Annotated in this window: 16 protein-coding genes; 15 read left to right on the top strand and 1 reads right to left on the bottom strand. The window is 70.1% G+C overall.

Annotated features, from left to right (window positions below):
• Nucleotides 1-10: 10 nt before the first annotated feature.
• The 14 genes from BWO91_RS19935 to der all read left to right on the top strand — a co-directional run bounded on the left by BWO91_RS19935 (nucleotide 11) and on the right by der (nucleotide 13,669).
• Entirely contained in the window at nucleotides 11-169 is a 159-nt protein-coding gene (locus BWO91_RS19935) for a hypothetical protein (RefSeq protein WP_167620469.1), read from the top strand.
• A 3-nt stretch (nucleotides 170-172) separates the two neighbouring features.
• Entirely contained in the window at nucleotides 173-1,024 is an 852-nt protein-coding gene (locus BWO91_RS11460; RefSeq protein WP_079002653.1) for a TlyA family RNA methyltransferase, read from the top strand.
• A gap of 4 nt (nucleotides 1,025-1,028) precedes the next feature.
• Nucleotides 1,029-2,039, top strand: a complete 1,011-nt coding sequence (locus tag BWO91_RS11455) for an NAD kinase (RefSeq protein ID WP_079002652.1) — start codon at nucleotides 1,029-1,031, stop codon at nucleotides 2,037-2,039.
• Nucleotides 2,036-3,733, top strand: coding sequence for a DNA repair protein RecN (gene recN, locus BWO91_RS11450; protein WP_079002651.1), 1,698 nt, complete (start codon nucleotides 2,036-2,038; stop codon nucleotides 3,731-3,733). Before BWO91_RS11455 ends, recN begins: the two co-directional genes overlap by 4 nt.
• An 86-nt stretch (nucleotides 3,734-3,819) precedes the next feature.
• On the top strand, nucleotides 3,820-5,514 hold the full coding sequence (locus BWO91_RS11445; RefSeq protein WP_194718987.1) for a CTP synthase: 1,695 nt from the start codon (nucleotides 3,820-3,822) through the stop codon (nucleotides 5,512-5,514).
• Nucleotides 5,507-6,145: an NUDIX domain-containing protein gene (locus BWO91_RS19670; protein WP_153303441.1), complete on the top strand. Its 639-nt coding sequence runs from the start codon at nucleotides 5,507-5,509 to the stop codon at nucleotides 6,143-6,145. The genes BWO91_RS11445 and BWO91_RS19670 overlap by 8 nt, the downstream gene beginning before the upstream one ends.
• Nucleotides 6,146-6,148: 3 nt before the next feature.
• Complete coding sequence (gene xerD, locus BWO91_RS19665) at nucleotides 6,149-7,084, top strand: site-specific tyrosine recombinase XerD (protein ID WP_064295491.1); 936 nt, start codon at nucleotides 6,149-6,151, stop codon at nucleotides 7,082-7,084.
• Nucleotides 7,085-7,169: 85 nt separating this feature from the next.
• Entirely contained in the window at nucleotides 7,170-8,045 is an 876-nt protein-coding gene (locus tag BWO91_RS11435; protein ID WP_071260744.1) for a ParA family protein, read from the top strand.
• A gap of 103 nt (nucleotides 8,046-8,148) precedes the next feature.
• Complete coding sequence (locus BWO91_RS11430; RefSeq protein ID WP_064295504.1) at nucleotides 8,149-8,916, top strand: segregation and condensation protein A; 768 nt, start codon at nucleotides 8,149-8,151, stop codon at nucleotides 8,914-8,916.
• Nucleotides 8,909-9,544, top strand: a complete 636-nt coding sequence (gene scpB / locus BWO91_RS11425) for an SMC-Scp complex subunit ScpB (protein ID WP_079002648.1) — start codon at nucleotides 8,909-8,911, stop codon at nucleotides 9,542-9,544. The genes BWO91_RS11430 and scpB overlap by 8 nt, the downstream gene beginning before the upstream one ends.
• Nucleotides 9,510-10,331, top strand: coding sequence for a pseudouridine synthase (locus BWO91_RS11420; protein WP_079002647.1), 822 nt, complete (start codon nucleotides 9,510-9,512; stop codon nucleotides 10,329-10,331). The genes scpB and BWO91_RS11420 overlap by 35 nt, the downstream gene beginning before the upstream one ends.
• Nucleotides 10,328-11,428, top strand: a complete 1,101-nt coding sequence (locus BWO91_RS11415) for a prephenate dehydrogenase (RefSeq protein WP_079002646.1) — start codon at nucleotides 10,328-10,330, stop codon at nucleotides 11,426-11,428. The genes BWO91_RS11420 and BWO91_RS11415 overlap by 4 nt, the downstream gene beginning before the upstream one ends.
• Before the next feature lie 8 nt (nucleotides 11,429-11,436).
• Nucleotides 11,437-12,174, top strand: coding sequence for a (d)CMP kinase (gene cmk / locus BWO91_RS11410; RefSeq protein WP_064295487.1), 738 nt, complete (start codon nucleotides 11,437-11,439; stop codon nucleotides 12,172-12,174).
• A complete protein-coding gene (der, locus tag BWO91_RS11405) occupies nucleotides 12,161-13,669 on the top strand; it encodes a ribosome biogenesis GTPase Der (protein ID WP_079002645.1) in 1,509 nt (502 codons plus the stop codon). The genes cmk and der overlap by 14 nt, the downstream gene beginning before the upstream one ends.
• Nucleotides 13,670-13,762: 93 nt before the next feature.
• Here the strand turns inward: der and BWO91_RS11400 are convergent, their stop codons facing one another.
• Entirely contained in the window at nucleotides 13,763-14,410 is a 648-nt protein-coding gene (locus tag BWO91_RS11400; protein WP_167620468.1) for a TetR/AcrR family transcriptional regulator, read from the bottom strand.
• Nucleotides 14,411-14,556: 146 nt separating this feature from the next.
• Here BWO91_RS11400 and BWO91_RS11395 point away from each other — a divergent pair, with 146 nt between their 5' ends.
• Nucleotides 14,557-15,471: an NUDIX domain-containing protein gene (locus BWO91_RS11395; RefSeq protein WP_079002643.1), complete on the top strand. Its 915-nt coding sequence runs from the start codon at nucleotides 14,557-14,559 to the stop codon at nucleotides 15,469-15,471.
• Nucleotides 15,472-15,477: the final 6 nt, after the last annotated feature.

The raw sequence follows: 15,477 nt of genomic DNA, 5'->3' as shown, positions 1-15,477 counted from the left end.
GGGTTGCCCTGTGACGAACGAACCGGAGCACCCGACCGACGGCCTCGTGTCCCGCGTCCGCCTCATCGACGAGCAGCCGCTCGAGGAGCGGGCCGCCGCGTACGGCGAGCTCGTCGACGAACTCCGGGCGACGCTCGAGGGGAGCGACTCGCCGAAGACGTCGGCGTAACGCATGGAGAACACACCCGAAGCACCGGCTGCAGCCGATTCGCCGAACGGCGCCGCGCAGCCCGCCCGCCTCGACGCCGCCCTCGCCGCGCGAGGACTCGCCCGCTCCAGAACCCATGCGGCCCAGCTCATCGCCGACGGGCTCGTGAGCGTCGACGACCGCACGATCGTGAAGGCCTCCCACCGGGTCCACCCGGATGCGCGGGTCGCCGTCGCCGGCGCCGACCACTACGTCAGTCGAGCCGCCCACAAGTTGCTCGCCGCCCTGGACACCTTCCCGGTCGTCGTCGACGACGCACTCGTCCTCGACGCCGGCGCCTCCACCGGCGGATTCACCCAGGTCCTGCTCGAGCGCGGAGCGCGTCGGGTGGTCGCCCTCGACGTCGGGCACGACCAGCTCGTGCCGCAGCTCCGAGACGACGAGCGGGTGCGGGTCGTGGAGGGGTGCAACGTCCGCTTCCTGACGCCGGAGCAGCTCAGTGACCTCACCGGCCTCGACGAGCGTCCGTCGCTCGTGGTCGGCGACCTCTCGTTCATCTCCCTCACCCAGGTGCTCCCGGCACTCGTGTCGGTCGTCGCGTCACCCGCGGAACTCGTCCTGCTCGTCAAACCGCAGTTCGAGGTCGGTCGTGGTGGCGTCCGTGAGGGCGTCGTCACCGATCCCGCGCTCCGTGCCGACGCCGTCGCAGGCGTCCTGTGGGCGGCCTGGGACCTCGGGCTGGGGACGGCCGGGCTCATCCCGTCGCCGATCGTCGGCACCCACGGCAACCGCGAGTACGTGGTGTGGATATCGGCCGAGCACGGAACCAATCCGACAGAATGGATGCAGCAGATCACCTCGATGGCTGGAGCGTAACCCGATGGCACATTCCACCGATCCTGCGGTCGCGGCGAGGAACATCCTGGTCGTCGCGCACACCGGTCGCGACGACTCCCGCGATGCCGCCGTGCTCGTGTCCAGGCTGCTCCTGGAGGCGGGCGTCCGCCCGGTCCTCAGCGCGCTGGAGCGGGCCGACCTCATCGCCGTCGACCCGGAGCTCGACGTCGTCTCCATCCTCGACGAGGAGGTCTCCCTCGGCGACATCGAACTGGCGATCGTCCTCGGCGGCGACGGCACGATCCTGCGAGCGGCCGAGGTCACCCGAGGATCGGCGGCGCCGCTGCTCGGGGTGAACCTCGGCCACATCGGCTTCCTCGCCGAGAGCGAGCGCGACGACCTCGCCGAGACGGTCGAACGGGTCGTGCGTCGCGACTACTTCGTGGAGGAGCGCATGACGCTCTCCGTCCGGGTCAAGGTCGGCGCGGAGGTCGTCTACGAGACCTGGGCGCTCAACGAGGCCACGGTCGAGAAGGCGAGCCGGGAACGCATGCTCGAGGTCGTGATCGAGGTCGATCAGCGTCCGCTCTCCTCCTTCGGGTGCGACGGGGTGGTCATCTCGACGCCGACCGGCTCAACCGCCTACAACTTCTCGGCGGGCGGCCCGGTCGTGTGGCCGTCGGTGGAGGCCATCACCCTCGTCCCGCTCAGCGCGCACGCCCTGTTCGCGAAGCCGCTCGTGGTCGGCCCGGAGTCGTCCCTCGCCGTCGAGGTCCTGGAACGCACCGACGGCCTCGGCGTGCTCTGGTGCGACGGACGCCGGGCCAAGGACCTCCAGCCGGGCGCACGGGTGGTCGTCAGACGCTCCTCGGTGCCGGTCCGTCTCGCGCGCCTCCACGAGAGCACCTTCACCGATCGTCTCGTCAACAAGTTCCGGCTGCCGGTCACCGGATGGCGCGGCCCCGTCGGACGCGAGGAGCCGATGACCGGCACCATTCACGTCCCGGCCTCCACGGCCACCCGGCACCACAGCGATCAGGAGGGCACTGCATGATCGAGGAGATCGAGATCCGCGACCTCGGCGTCATCGCGTCCGGGACGCTCCCACTCGGACCCGGTTTCACCGCCGTGACGGGTGAGACCGGCGCGGGCAAGACGATGGTGGTCACCGCCCTCGGGCTGCTCCTCGGTCAGCGGTCGGACAGCGGCGTCGTGCGAGCGGGCCAGAAGCAGACGAGTGTCCAGGGACGCTGGTTGGTGCCGGGCGACGGCGTGGTCGCCGAGCGCGTCCGCGAGGCCGGGGGAGACCTCGACCCCGCGGGTGATGCGGCAGAGCTGCTGCTCGGTCGGATCGTGACCGCCGAGGGCCGCGGCCGCGCGATCGTCGGTGGCCGGACGGCGCCCATCGGTATCCTCTCCGAACTCGGCGAGCAGCTCGTCGTCGTGCACGGGCAGTCCGACCAGATCCGGCTGCGGGCCGCGCCGGCCCAGCGGGACGCCCTGGACCGCTTCGCCGGTGAACCGCTCCAGCGGGCCCTCGGCGACTACCAGCGGCGCTACACGGAGCTCCTCGAGCTGCGGACGGAGCTCGAGACCCTGACGAACGAGCGCGACACGCGGCTCCTCGAGGCCGAGCAACTGCGCGTCGCGCTCGCCGAGATCGAGCAGGCCGACCCGCAGCCCGGCGAGGACGCCGAGCTCGCCGAGCGCGCCGATCGACTGACGAACCTCGAAGAGCTCCGTCTCTCGGCTGCCGGCGCCCGAGAACTCGTCTCGGCCGAGGCGGGCGAGGAGAGCGACGTCGTCGGACTCCTCGAAGGCGCGCGGCGGCAGCTCGACCGTGCCTCGGTGCACGATCCCGCCCTCGGCGCGATCGCCGCGAGTGTCGCCAACGCGAGCTACCTGGCCGCGGAGATCGCCGCCGAGCTCTCGAGCTACCTCGCCGGACTCGACGAGGACGGCGCTCGCGAACTCGAGGTCGTCCAGGAGCGCCGTGCCACGCTCGCGACACTCGCCAGGAAGTACGGGCCGACGCCTGACGACGTCCTGCACCTGCTCGAGACGGGCAGCACCCGCCTGATGGAGCTCGACGGCGACTCCGACCGCATCACCCAGCTCGAGGGCGACGTCGAACGGCTCTCCGGGGAGGTCGATGCCGCTGCCGCGACGTTGAGCGCCGTCCGGGTCGAAGCCGCTGCTCGACTCGGCGCAGCCGCGAGCGCGGAACTGCGCTCGCTCGCCATGGCCGAGGCGGAGCTCGTCGTCGAGGTGTCCGATCGCGACGACCTCACGCTGCATGGCAAGGACGTGATCGCCTTCCTCCTCCGGCCGCACGCCGGTGCCGAGCCCCGACCGCTCGGCAAGGGCGCCTCGGGCGGAGAGCTGTCCCGGGTGATGCTCGCCCTCGAGGTCGTCATCGCCGGCGCGGACCCCGTACCGACCTTCGTGTTCGACGAGGTCGACGCCGGCGTCGGCGGAGCCGCGGCGATCGAGATCGGGCGTCGCCTCGCGGCCCTCGCCGAACGCTCGCAGGTGATCGTCGTCACCCACCTCGCGCAGGTCGCGGCCTTCGCGAACAACCACCTGAGCGTGGTCAAGGGCGGAGACGGTTCGGTGACGGCGTCGAGCGTGCGCCAGCTCGTCGGCGCCGAGCGGGAGGCGGAGATGGCGCGGCTGCTCTCCGGGCTCGCGGAGTCCGACAGCGGCCTCGCCCACGCCCGCGAACTGCTCGCCCTCGCAGCTTCCTGACGACGCGACCGCGAAGGAAGCGACACATGGACCCGAACTGGATGGTAGGATAAAAGCCCGTGGTGAATACTTCTGAAGCGGGCAACCTGAACTCTCCGATCGACGGCATCGTCTCGGGCTCCAACGGCACGACCAAGCACATCTTCGTGACTGGTGGTGTCGTTTCTTCGTTGGGCAAGGGGCTCACCGCAGCCAGCCTCGGCAACCTGCTGACGGCGCGCGGGCTCCGGGTGGTCATGCAGAAGCTCGACCCCTACCTCAACGTCGACCCGGGCACGATGAACCCGTTCCAGCACGGCGAGGTCTTCGTGACCGACGACGGCGCCGAGACCGACCTCGACATCGGCCACTACGAGCGGTTCCTCGACATCGAGCTGAGCCAGGCCGCGAACGTGACGACGGGTCAGATCTACTCGACCGTGATCGCCAAGGAGCGTCGCGGCGAGTACCTCGGCGACACCGTGCAGGTGATCCCGCACATCACGGACGAGATCAAGCGCCGCATGCGCCTCCAAGCGTCCGAGACCCCCCAGCCCGACGTGATCATCACCGAGATCGGTGGCACGGTCGGCGACATCGAGTCGCAGCCGTTCATCGAGTCGGCACGGCAGATCCGCCACGAGCTCGGCCGGAACAACGTGTTCTTCGTCCACGTCTCGCTCGTGCCGTACATGGGCGCCTCCGGTGAGCAGAAGACGAAGCCGACGCAGCACTCCGTCGCGGCCCTCCGGTCCATCGGCATCCAGCCCGACGCACTCGTGCTCCGCAGCGACCGCCCGGTGACCGAGAGCAACAAGCGCAAGATCGCGCTCATGTGCGACGTCGACGAGGACGCGGTCGTGAACGCGGTCGACGTCCCGAGCATCTACGACATCCCCACCATGCTGAACGACCAGGGCCTCGATGCCTACATCGCCGACCGCCTGGGTCTCGTCACCAACGAGGTCGACTGGAGCGGCTGGGCCGACCTCCTCGAGGCCGTCCACCACCCGAAGCACGCCGTCACCATCGGCCTCGTCGGCAAGTACATCGACCTGCCCGACGCCTACCTGTCGGTGACCGAGGCGCTCAAGGCCGGCGGCTTCGCCCACGACACGAAGGTCAGCATCCGTTGGATCCCGTCCGACGACTGCGAGACCGTCGAGGGAGCGATCAAGGCGCTCGCCGACGTCGACGGCATCTGCGTCCCCGGTGGCTTCGGCATCCGCGGCATCGAGGGCAAGCTCGGCGCCCTGAAGTTCGCCCGCGAGAACGGCATCCCGGTGCTCGGCCTCTGCCTCGGCCTGCAGTGCATGGTCATCGAGTACGCCCGGAACGTCGTCGGGCTCGAGGGCGCCAGCTCGTCCGAGTTCGACCCCGACACGCAGTTCCCCGTCATCGCGACGATGGCCGAGCAGGTCGAGATCATCGCCGGCGGCGACCTCGGCGGCACGATGCGCCTCGGTCTGTATGCGGCGAAGCTCGACGAGGGCTCGATCGTCGCCGAGCTGTACGGTGCGGACGAGGTGTCCGAGCGTCACCGTCACCGCTACGAGGTGAACAACGGCTACCGCCAGCAGATCGCGGACGCCGGCCTCCAGTTCTCCGGCCTGTCGCCCGACGGCACGCTCGTCGAGTACGTCGAGCTGCCGCGCGAGGTGCACCCGTTCTACGTCGCCACGCAGGCGCACCCCGAGCTGCGGTCGCGCCCGAACCACGCGCACCCGCTGTTCGCCGGCCTCGTCGGTGCTTCGCTCGAGCGTCAGCAGGCGAGCCGGCTGTTCGACGTCGCCAATGGTTGAGTCGACCGGCGGCGCCGCGTCGTTGCGCGACGAGTCGCACCCCGTCGAGGTGGTGTCCTCGGAGCGCGCGTTCGCGGGCAAGGTGTGGGGCATCCGTCGGGAGACGTTCCGCTACGGTGACGGGGAGGTCGTGCGCGAGTTCGTCGACCACACCGGGGCGGTGGCGGTGTTGGCGCTCGACGCCGACGAGCGCGTCCTGCTCATCCAGCAGTACCGCCACCCGATCGGGGAGCGCGACTGGGAGCTGCCTGCCGGCCTGCTCGACATCGCGGGGGAGGAGCCGGCCGTGGCCGCGGGTCGCGAGCTGGAGGAGGAGGCCGATCTGGTCGCCGGTTCGCTTCAGCTGCTGACGGAGTTCTACACGACGCCCGGTGGCAGCAACGAGTCGATCCGCATCTATCTCGCGCGTGACCTCACCGCGACCGCCGAGGCCTTCGCCCGTGCTGAGGAGGAGGCGGACATCCTCGTGGAGTGGGTGCCGCTCGACGACGCCGTGGCCGCGGTACTCGACGGCCGGCTCCACAACTCGATCCTGATGCTCGGCGTCCTCACAGCCGCCGCGGCTCGGGATCGCGGGTGGTCGACGCTGCGCGACAGCGGCGACTCCACGATCGGGCCGGGCGGAGCCTGAGGCGTGGCGCTCGATCGCGCGGTCGCCGACTACCTGCGGCACATCGCGATCGAGCGCGGCCTGTCGGCCAATACGCAAGCCGCCTATCGGCGTGATCTCGAGGGCTACCTCGCCTGGCTCGGGGCGCACGGCGTCGTCGAGGCTCCGGCCGTCACCGCTGCGCACGTGTCGGAGTACACGGCATCGCTCCGGACACCCGAGGGGCAGCCGGTGCGTGCGTCCTCGCTCGCCAGGGTGCTGTCGTCGATCCGAGGTCTCCACCGGTTCCTGCTCGACGAACAGCTCGTCGAGGTCGACGTCGCACGTGAGGTGCGGCCGCCGAAGCTCCCGGGGCGGCTCCCGAAGGCGATCACGATCGACCAGGTCCGCGCGCTGCTCGAGACGACCGACGGCGACGACCTGTTGGCCGTCCGCGACAAGGCGCTCCTCGAACTGCTCTACGCGACCGGAGCCCGGGTCTCGGAAGCCGTCGGCCTGAACGTCGACGACGTCATCGACACCGACATCGTCCGACTCCTCGGCAAGGGCGGCAAGCAGCGGATCGTGCCGCTCGGCAGCTTCGCCCGCGACGCCGTCGACCGCTACCTCGTGCGCGTCCGGCCGGTCTTCTCCGGCCTCGGTCGTTCCACGCCGGCGCTGTTCCTGGGGCAGCGCGGTGCGCGACTGTCCCGGCAGAGCGCATGGCTCGTCCTCCAGCGTGCCGCCGAGCGCGCCGGACTCGAGTCGCACGTGTCGCCGCACACCCTCCGACACTCCTTCGCGACGCACCTGCTGCAGGGCGGAGCCGACGTCCGGGTCGTGCAGGAACTCCTCGGTCACTCCTCGGTGGCGACGACGCAGCTGTACACGCTGGTGACGGTCGACAACCTCCGTGATGTGTACACGCAGTCCCATCCCCGGGCGAGATGGACCGCGGGCGGAGCGGCACCGCAGGCCTGACCCGTGGCCCGGTAGACTCGTCACTCGAACGACAGCAAGCGGGAGCGAGGCAACACCGGTGGCCGGTACGAAGCACACGAGCGCAGTGCAGGATTCTGCGCGCAAGACCGCCGCCGAACTGAACCCGAACGGCCCGACCGGCCGCCCGCGTCGTGAGTTCGCGGTGCCGCCCACGCTGGCGCAGCACGGACCGGCACGCATCATCTCGCTCTGCAACCAGAAGGGCGGGGTCGGCAAGACGACGACCACCATCAGTCTGTCCGCCGCGCTGGCCGAATACGGCCGCCGGGTGCTCGTCGTCGACTTCGATCCGCAGGGTGCGCTGTCCGCCGGTCTCGGCATCTCCACCCACGACTCCAACACCGTGTACGACCTGCTGCTCGGCACCGTGAAGGACCCGGCCGAGGTCATCCAGCACACCGCCATCGAGGGTCTCGACGTGCTTCCGGCCAACATCGACCTCTCGGCCGCCGAGGTCCACCTCGTCAACGAGGTCGCGCGAGAGACGATCCTGGCCCGGGTGCTCCGCAAGGTGTCCGACGACTACGACGTCATCCTGATCGACTGCCAGCCCTCGCTCGGCCTCCTCACGGTCAACGCCCTCACCGCCAGCCACGGGGTGCTCATCCCGCTCGAGTGCGAATTCTTCGCGCTTCGCGGTGTCGCGCTGCTCATCGAGACCATCGACAAGGTGCGCGACCGCCTCAACCCGGCGATCGAGCTCGACGGGATCCTCGCCACCATGTACGACTCCCGGACGCTGCACTCGCGCGAGGTCCTCGAGCGCGTCGTCGACGCGTTCGGCGAGAAGGTCCTCGAGACGGTCATCGGACGGACCGTGAAGTTCCCCGACGCGAGCGTCGCCGGAACCCCGATCACCGAGTTCGCACCGGAGCACGCCGCCGCGAAGGCCTACCGTCAGCTCGCGAGAGAGCTCATCTCCCGTGGCGCGATCGCCTGATCCCGCGCGGACGCCCGTTGCCGTCCTCCCTCCGGCCGGCGACACCGGCTCGCGCTCCGATGAGGCGACGACCGTCGACCCCGCACCGGCACCGTCGTTCCGGGTGTCGTTCGAGGGCTTCGAAGGACCCTTCGACCTCCTGCTGACCCTCATCGGCAAGCACGAACTCGACATCACGGAGGTCTCGCTCAGCCGCGTGACCGATGAGTTCATCGCCTACCTGCGGACGCTCGAGGCCGATGACGAACTCGACCAGGCGAGCGAGTTCCTCGTCGTGGCGGCCACCCTGCTCGACCTCAAGATCGCGGGGCTGCTGCCGCAGGGCGAACTCGTCGACGCGGAGGACGTCGCCCTGCTGGAGGCGCGGGACCTGCTGTTCGCCCGCCTGTTGCAGTACCGCGCGTTCAAGCAGGCGTCCGCGTGGTTCGCGGAGCGCCTCGACCTGGAGGCGGCGCGCCACTTCCGGGCGGTCCGGCTGGAGGAGCAGTACCGCCAGCAGACCCCGGAACTCGTCTGGACGCTGACCGCGCAGGACTTCGGCGCACTCGCGACGCTCGCGTTCACGCCACGCGAGGTGCCGACCGTCGGTCTCGACCACCTGCACGCACCGCTCGTGAGCATCCGGGAGCAGGCGGCGCACGTCGTCGCCATCCTGCGCCGCGGCGGGTCCCACACCTTCCGCGAGCTCGTGGCCGGTGCGGAGCTGAAGGGCGTGGTCATCGCGCGCTTCATCGCCGTGCTCGAACTGTACCGGCACGCCGCGCTGTCCTTCGAGCAGATCGAACCGCTCGGCGAGCTCACCCTCCGCTGGACCGCCGAGACCTGGAACGACGACAGCCTCGCCAACCTGGGAGCCGATTACGATGCCTGACGCGTCACCCGAGTCGATCGAGCGGCCGACGGACGCCGCCGAGAGCCTGCCGCCCGAGCCCGCGCCGGTGCCCGCACCGGACGTCCCACGGGCGCTCGAGGCGATCCTCATGGTCGCCGACGAACCGCAGAGCCTCGTGAACCTCGCCGCTGCCGTGCACGTGCCGGTCGGAGCCGTCCGACGGGCCATCGCCGACCTCGTCGCCGACTACGACGGCGAACGCGGTGGCGTCCGACGCGGATTCGAACTCCGCGAGGTCGGCGGCGGCTGGCGGATCTACGTCCGAGCCGACTACGACGCGCTCGTCACCGACTACGTCGTGACGCAGAACCCGACGAAGCTCTCGCAGGCGGCGCTCGAGACCCTGGCCGTGATCGCCTACAAGCAGCCGATCAGCCGCGGCGCGATCGCCTCGATCCGCGCCGTCAACGTCGACTCCGTCGTCCGCACCCTCCTCGGGCGTGGACTCATCACGGAGATGTTCACCGACAGTGAGACGGGTGCCATCAACTACGGCACCACCGATCTCCTGCTCACCCAACTTGGTATCAACGCCATCGAGGAGCTGCCGCGGATCTCGCCGTTGCTCGACGATGGCCGGGAAGGATTCGACAGTGACCAGCACTGAATCAGAGGGCATCCGCTTGCAGAAGGTGCTGGCGAACGCCGGCGTCGCCTCGAGGCGCGTGTCGGAGCAGCTCATCGAGGACGGCCGCGTGGAGGTGAACGGCGTCGTCGTCACCGAGCTCGGCTCGCGGATCGACCCGGAGCACGACCTCGTGTCCGTCGACGGCAGCGCCATCCAGCTCGACGCCTCGAAGCGCTACCTCATGCTCAACAAGCCGGTGGGCATCTACAGCTCGCTGAAGGACGACCGCGGTCGCCCCGACCTGCGCCGCTTCACCGAGCAGTACGAGGAACGACTGTTCAACGTGGGCCGCCTCGACGCCGAGACGAGCGGTCTGCTCATCCTCACCAATGACGGCGACCTCGCGCACGTGCTCGCCCACCCCTCCTTCGGTGTGCAGAAGACGTACATCGCGAAGGTCACGGGCAAGGTGACCCCGCAGGTCCTCGCGAAGCTGACCGCGGGCATCGAACTCGAGGACGGACCGATCTCCGCCGACAAGGCCCGCCTGCTCGGCACCGAGGACGGCTCCAGTCTCGTGGAGCTCACGCTGCACTCCGGGCGGAACCGCATCGTCCGTCGCATGCTCGACGCCGTCGGCCACCCGGTCGTCGACCTCGTGCGCCGTCAGTTCGGTCCGCTGCACCTCGGGACGCTCGGATCCGGCCAGTTGCGCGAGCTCAGCAAGGACGAACTCGGCGCCATCCTGACCATCGCCCGCGCACACGGTCCTGAAGCCCGCGCGGCCGACGGCACGGCAGCGGAGGCGCCGGAGCCGACGGCATGAGCGACCTGAGCGCAGCTCCCGCGCGCGTGCAGGGCTCGGTCCGCATCGTCGGAGCCGGCCTCCTCGGCGCGAGCATCGGACTCGCACTGCGCGCCAAGGGCGTCGACATCATCCTCGACGACGCGTCGCCCAGCCAGTTGCGCCTCGCCATCGACTACGGCGCGGGTCGTGCGGCGGAACCCTCCGACGACCCGTCCGTCGTCGTCATCTGCGTCCCGCCGGACGTCACCGCTCGCGTCATCGAGGCCGAACTCGCCGCGTTTCCAAGCGCCGTCGTGACCGACGTCGCGAGCGTCAAGCTCGAACCGTACCGCGCACTGCTCGAGCGCGGTGTCGACCTCACCCGGTACATCGGTTCGCACCCGCTCGCCGGCCGTGAGCGCGGGGGAGCGATCTCGGCGCGAGCCGACCTCTTCCTCGGTCGCCCGTGGGTGATCTGCCGCGACGCCGAGACACCCGCCTGGGCGCTGTCGCAGGTGGAGGGCCTCGCGCTCGACCTCGGCACCATCCCGATGGAGATGACGCCGGACGAACACGACCGCTTCGTCGCGCTCGTCTCGCACACGCCGCAGCTCGTCGCGAGCCTCCTGGCCGCCCAGCTGCAGGACGCCGAGGAGGGCGCCATCCAGCTCGCCGGACAGGGGCTGCGCGACACCGTCCGCATCGCCTCGAGCGCGCCGGAGCTCTGGGTCCAGATCCTCAGCGCCAACCACGCCGAGGTCCTCCCGGTGCTCGAGCAGCTGTCCACCGACCTCGCGTCCGTCATCTCGGCACTCCGGGACCCGGAGGTGCCGGGCGCTCGCCGCACGATCGCGGACACGATCGCCGCCGGCAACACCGGCGTCGCACGGCTCCCCGGCAAGCACGGCCAGAACCGCCGGTTCGCGAGCATCGTCGTCCTGCTCGACGACCGCCCCGGCCAGCTGGGCGCCCTGTTCACCGAGCTCGGCGAGATCGGCGTCAACATCGAGGACCTGCGTCTGGAGCACTCGCCCGGCGCGAACATCGGTCTCGCGGAGGTCCAGGTCCTCCCCGAGGTGAAGCAGCGCACCGTCGACGACCTCGAGTCGCGCGGCTGGCGCATCGCGGAAGTATAGGAAGAGACATGACCGAACAGCACCCCACCAGCACCGACGCGTCGACGACGCCGGACGCACCCGTCGTGGTCGCGATCGACGGACCGGCCGGCAGCGGCAAGTCCAGCGTGAGCAAGGCCGTCGCCCGTCGGCTCGGCTACCGCTACCTCGACACGGGCGCCTGGTACCGCGCGCTCGCGCTCCACACGCTCGATGCAGACGTCGACCCGGAGGACTCGGCGGCGGTGATCGGCTCGCTCGACGCGTTCGGTGGCGCCTTCACCGTCTCACTCGACCCGGACGTGACCGCGTTCACGCTCGGTGATCGCGACGTCACGGACGAGATCCGCGGCCCTCGCGTGACGGCCGTCGTGTCCGCCGTCGCCCGTGTCCCGGAGGTGCGTGCATGGATCAACGAGACCTTCCGATCGCTCATCGCCGACGTCGACCGCCCGGGCATCGTCGTCGAGGGACGCGACATCACCACGGTGGTCGCACCGGATGCTCAGGCTCGGATCCTGCTCACGGCATCCGAAGCGGCTAGAATGGCCAGGCGTTCAGCGGAATTCGAGAGCCACCCTGCCGGCGACGTCGCGGAACAACTGCAGCGGCGTGATCGGGCGGACTCCAGGGTCGTCGACTTCATGAACGCGGCGGACGGAGTGACCACGGTCGACTCCACGCACATCGACTTCGACGAGACGGTCGACGCGGTCGTCCGCGTCACCGAATCCCTCACAGCAAGGAACTCCCATGGCTCACGATGACGAGCAGTTCGACGGAGGCCCCGACGACCTCGCGGACCGCCTCCAGGACATGGACGAGGAGCTCGCGACCCAGCGGGCCGCGTCCCTCCGCTCCGGCCTGGCCGACTACGACCTCGAGGGCGACGACCTCGACATCCTCGACGGCGCGACGGAGGACCCGGACGAGATCCGCTTCCTGCCGGCGCTGCCCGTCGTGGCGATCGTCGGACGACCGAACGTGGGCAAGTCCGCGCTGGTGAACCGCATCCTCGGCCGTCGTGAGGCCGTCGTGGAGGACACCCCCGGTGTCACCCGCGACCGCGTGAACTACAAGGCCGAGTGGAACGACCGTCGCTTCACGGTCGTCGACACCGGTGGGTGGGAGCCCGACGCCAAGGGCATCGACGCATCTGTCGCGGCCCAGGCCGAGATCGCCATCGACCTCTCCGACGTCGTGATCTTCGTGGTCGACGCCATGGTCGGTGCCACGGCGACCGACGAGCAGGTCGTCAAGCTCCTCCGCAAGACCGGACGCCCCGTCTTCCTCGTCGCCAACAAGGTCGACGACGCCCGTCAGGAGCCGGAGGCCGCAGCGCTCTGGAACCTCGGCCTCGGCGAGCCCCACCCGGTCTCCGCGATCCACGGTCGTGGTGTCGCCGACCTCCTCGACAAGATCCTCAAGGTCCTCCCGCAGGTCTCGGCCGTCGCGAAGGACGAGTTCGGCGGCCCCCGCCGTGTCGCGATCCTCGGACGCCCGAACGTCGGCAAGTCCAGCCTGCTCAACAAGACCGCAGGCGAGGAGCGCGTCGTCGTCAACGACCTCGCCGGGACCACCCGCGACCCGGTCGACGAGCAGATCGAGCTCGGCGGCAAGATCTGGCGCTTCGTCGACACCGCAGGCATCCGTCGTCGCGTGCACCTGTCGCAGGGTGCCGACTTCTACGCGTCGCTCCGCACGAGCACGGCGCTCGAGAAGGCCGAGGTGGCCGTCGTCCTCATCGACGTCACCGAGGTGATCAGCGAGCAGGACGTGCGCATCATCGACCTCGTCCTCGAGAGCGGTCGCGCCCTCGTGCTCGCCTTCAACAAGTGGGACCAGCTCGACGACGAACGCCGGAAGTACCTGGAGCGCGAGATCGAACAGGACCTCTCGCACGTGTCCTGGGCGCCGCGCGTCAACATCTCCGCGCGCACGGGCCGCCACTTGGAGCGTCTCGTCCCAGCCCTCGAGGTCGCCCTCGAGTCGTGGGACATGCGTATCCCCACCGGCAAGTTCAACGCCTTCCTCGCCGAGCTCACGGCGGCGCACCCGCACCCGTTGCGCGGTGGCAAGCAGCCCCGCATCCTGTTCGGCACGCAGGCCGCGAGCCGTCCGCCGACCTTCGTGCTCTTCACGACCGGCTTCCTCGATCCCGGTTACCGTCGCTACGTGGTCCGTCGCCTGCGCGAGATCTGGGGCTTCGAGGGCACGCCGATCAACGTCAACATGCGCGTCCGCGAGAAGCGCCAGCGCTGAACCGCGGCGTCCGTCTGCCTGACGGTGGCGACGAAGGCCCGGGACCACTCCATGAAGTGGTCCCGGGCCTTCGTCGTCCTGGTCGAGGCGTGATCAGGGGCGAGCGAGGGCGGGCTCGTCCGCTGGCGCCAAGGCGGGCTCGTGTTGGGCCTGGAACGGCCACCAGCTCGGGAGCAGCTCGCCGATGACCTCGAGGAACGACGCGATGTCGCGTGGTGCAGGGGTGTCGAGCCAGACGCGGAACGCCGCGACGGAGCCCGCGGCGACGAAGTGCGCTGCCGATCGCGTGAACAGCTCGCGCTGCTCCTCGCTCAGACATTCGGCGTGGGGGATGGTGATCGCCCCGCGCTCGAAGATCTCGAGCACCGTCGAGGTGAAGACGCGGTTGAGCATCGGCTGCAGACTCGCACCGATGAGGTCGTCGCCGAGACCGACGCGGTAGATGTCGGCGCGCTCGTCGATGTGGCGGAGCGCGGCGACTGTGGCGCTGGTGATCGCCGCCGGGGCGTCGTCCGCGGAGACGGTCGCCAGGTGGGTCATGCTCAGTTCCGTGAGCTCCTCGGCGAGGACCGATTCGAGCAGTTCGCACGGCGCCGCCGCGTGCTGGTAGAAGGTCGATCGGTTGATGCCGGCGCGTGCGGCGATCTCCGAGACGGAGATCTCGGAGGTGGGGCGTTCGGCGGCGAGTTGCAGGATCGTGCGCGCGAGCCGTGCCCGCGTCCGGCGTTGACGTGCATCCATGAGGGTCCTTCGCGTGGGTTCGGTGCGGCGGGCGCGAGCGCTGCCGATGCAATACTGGAGTTCAATATATAACATATTCTGCACGTGGTGTGGAGATGACGGTGGGCAAGGGGGTGCCGCCCAGCGTTTCGTGCCAGGCTGGTCCAATGACTGATGCGCATCCTCCCGGCGGCCCCCTCCGGGACGCCGGGGATGCCTGGGTCGAATCCGGGGACGGCCGCAAGTTCTGGGGGAGGTTCGGTGCAGCAGGACTCCTCGTGCACGATCGGGCGCGCGGCGTGCTGTTGCAGCACCGGGCCGGTTGGAGCCACTTCGGCGGCACCTGGGGCATCCCGGGAGGCGCGCGTCACCAGTTCGAAAGCGCTGTCGACGGTGCGGTCCGCGAGTCGCACGAGGAGGCGGGTGTCCCCGCCGAGTCGATCGAGCTGCGGTTCGACTCCGTGCTCGATCTCGGGTTCTGGTCGTACACGACGGTGATCGTCGAGGCGGTCGAGCCGTTCGAACCCGTGGTGTCCGACCCGGAGAGTATCGCTCTCGCCTGGGTGCCGCTCGCCGAGGTCGAGACATTGCCTCTGCACCCTGGCTTCGCCGATTCGTGGCCCGGCCTGCGGTCGCAGCTCGAGCGCCGCGTCACGGTCGTCGTCGACGTCGCGAACGTCGTCGGCTCGCGACCCGACGGGTGGTGGAAGGACCGTGCGGGTGCCGCACAGCGGTTCGTCGCGCGCCTCGGCCGCCTCGCGCACGAGGGTCTCGACGCCCAGGCGCTCGACCTCGACTTCGACCGCTGGTGGCCGGCCTACGTCGCCGTCGTGGAAGGACAGGCCCGCGGCGTCCACACCGATGACAGCGTACGAGAGCCCGGGCACGAACTGCGGGCCGGCGTCTCGATCGTCGACGCTGCGGGGAGTGGCGACGACGCGATCGTGGACGTCGTCCGTGAACTCGACGGGGCGGTCGTGGTGGTCACCTCGGACCGCGGGTTGCGCGAACGCGTCGAGCGTCTGGGCGCGACGACGCGCGGTGCCGGCTGGCTGACGGAGCTGCTCGACGCAGTGGGCTGAGGGCCG

The organism is Plantibacter flavus (assembly GCF_002024505.1).
In the GTDB taxonomy this organism is placed as follows: Bacteria; Actinomycetota; Actinomycetes; order Actinomycetales; family Microbacteriaceae; genus Plantibacter; species Plantibacter flavus_A.
Note: the sequence above shows the minus strand (reverse complement) of the source record. Positions and strands in the feature narration are given on the sequence as shown.

Excerpts from the sequence above, each read along its gene's own strand:
- BWO91_RS11460 (WP_079002653.1), top strand. The coding sequence starts at position 173 with ATGGAGAACACACCCGAAGCACCGGCTGCAGCCGATTCGCCGAACGGC.
- BWO91_RS11455 (WP_079002652.1), top strand. The coding sequence starts at position 1,029 with ATGGCACATTCCACCGATCCTGCGGTCGCGGCGAGGAACATCCTGGTC.
- recN (WP_079002651.1), top strand. The coding sequence starts at position 2,036 with ATGATCGAGGAGATCGAGATCCGCGACCTCGGCGTCATCGCGTCCGGG.
- BWO91_RS19670 (WP_153303441.1), top strand. The coding sequence starts at position 5,507 with ATGGTTGAGTCGACCGGCGGCGCCGCGTCGTTGCGCGACGAGTCGCAC.
- scpB (WP_079002648.1), top strand. The coding sequence starts at position 8,909 with ATGCCTGACGCGTCACCCGAGTCGATCGAGCGGCCGACGGACGCCGCC.
- BWO91_RS11420 (WP_079002647.1), top strand. The coding sequence starts at position 9,510 with ATGGCCGGGAAGGATTCGACAGTGACCAGCACTGAATCAGAGGGCATC.
- BWO91_RS11415 (WP_079002646.1), top strand. The coding sequence starts at position 10,328 with ATGAGCGACCTGAGCGCAGCTCCCGCGCGCGTGCAGGGCTCGGTCCGC.
- cmk (WP_064295487.1), top strand. The coding sequence starts at position 11,437 with ATGACCGAACAGCACCCCACCAGCACCGACGCGTCGACGACGCCGGAC.
- der (WP_079002645.1), top strand. The coding sequence starts at position 12,161 with ATGGCTCACGATGACGAGCAGTTCGACGGAGGCCCCGACGACCTCGCG.
- BWO91_RS11400 (WP_167620468.1), bottom strand. The coding sequence starts at position 14,410 with ATGGATGCACGTCAACGCCGGACGCGGGCACGGCTCGCGCGCACGATC.
- BWO91_RS11395 (WP_079002643.1), top strand. The coding sequence starts at position 14,557 with ATGACTGATGCGCATCCTCCCGGCGGCCCCCTCCGGGACGCCGGGGAT.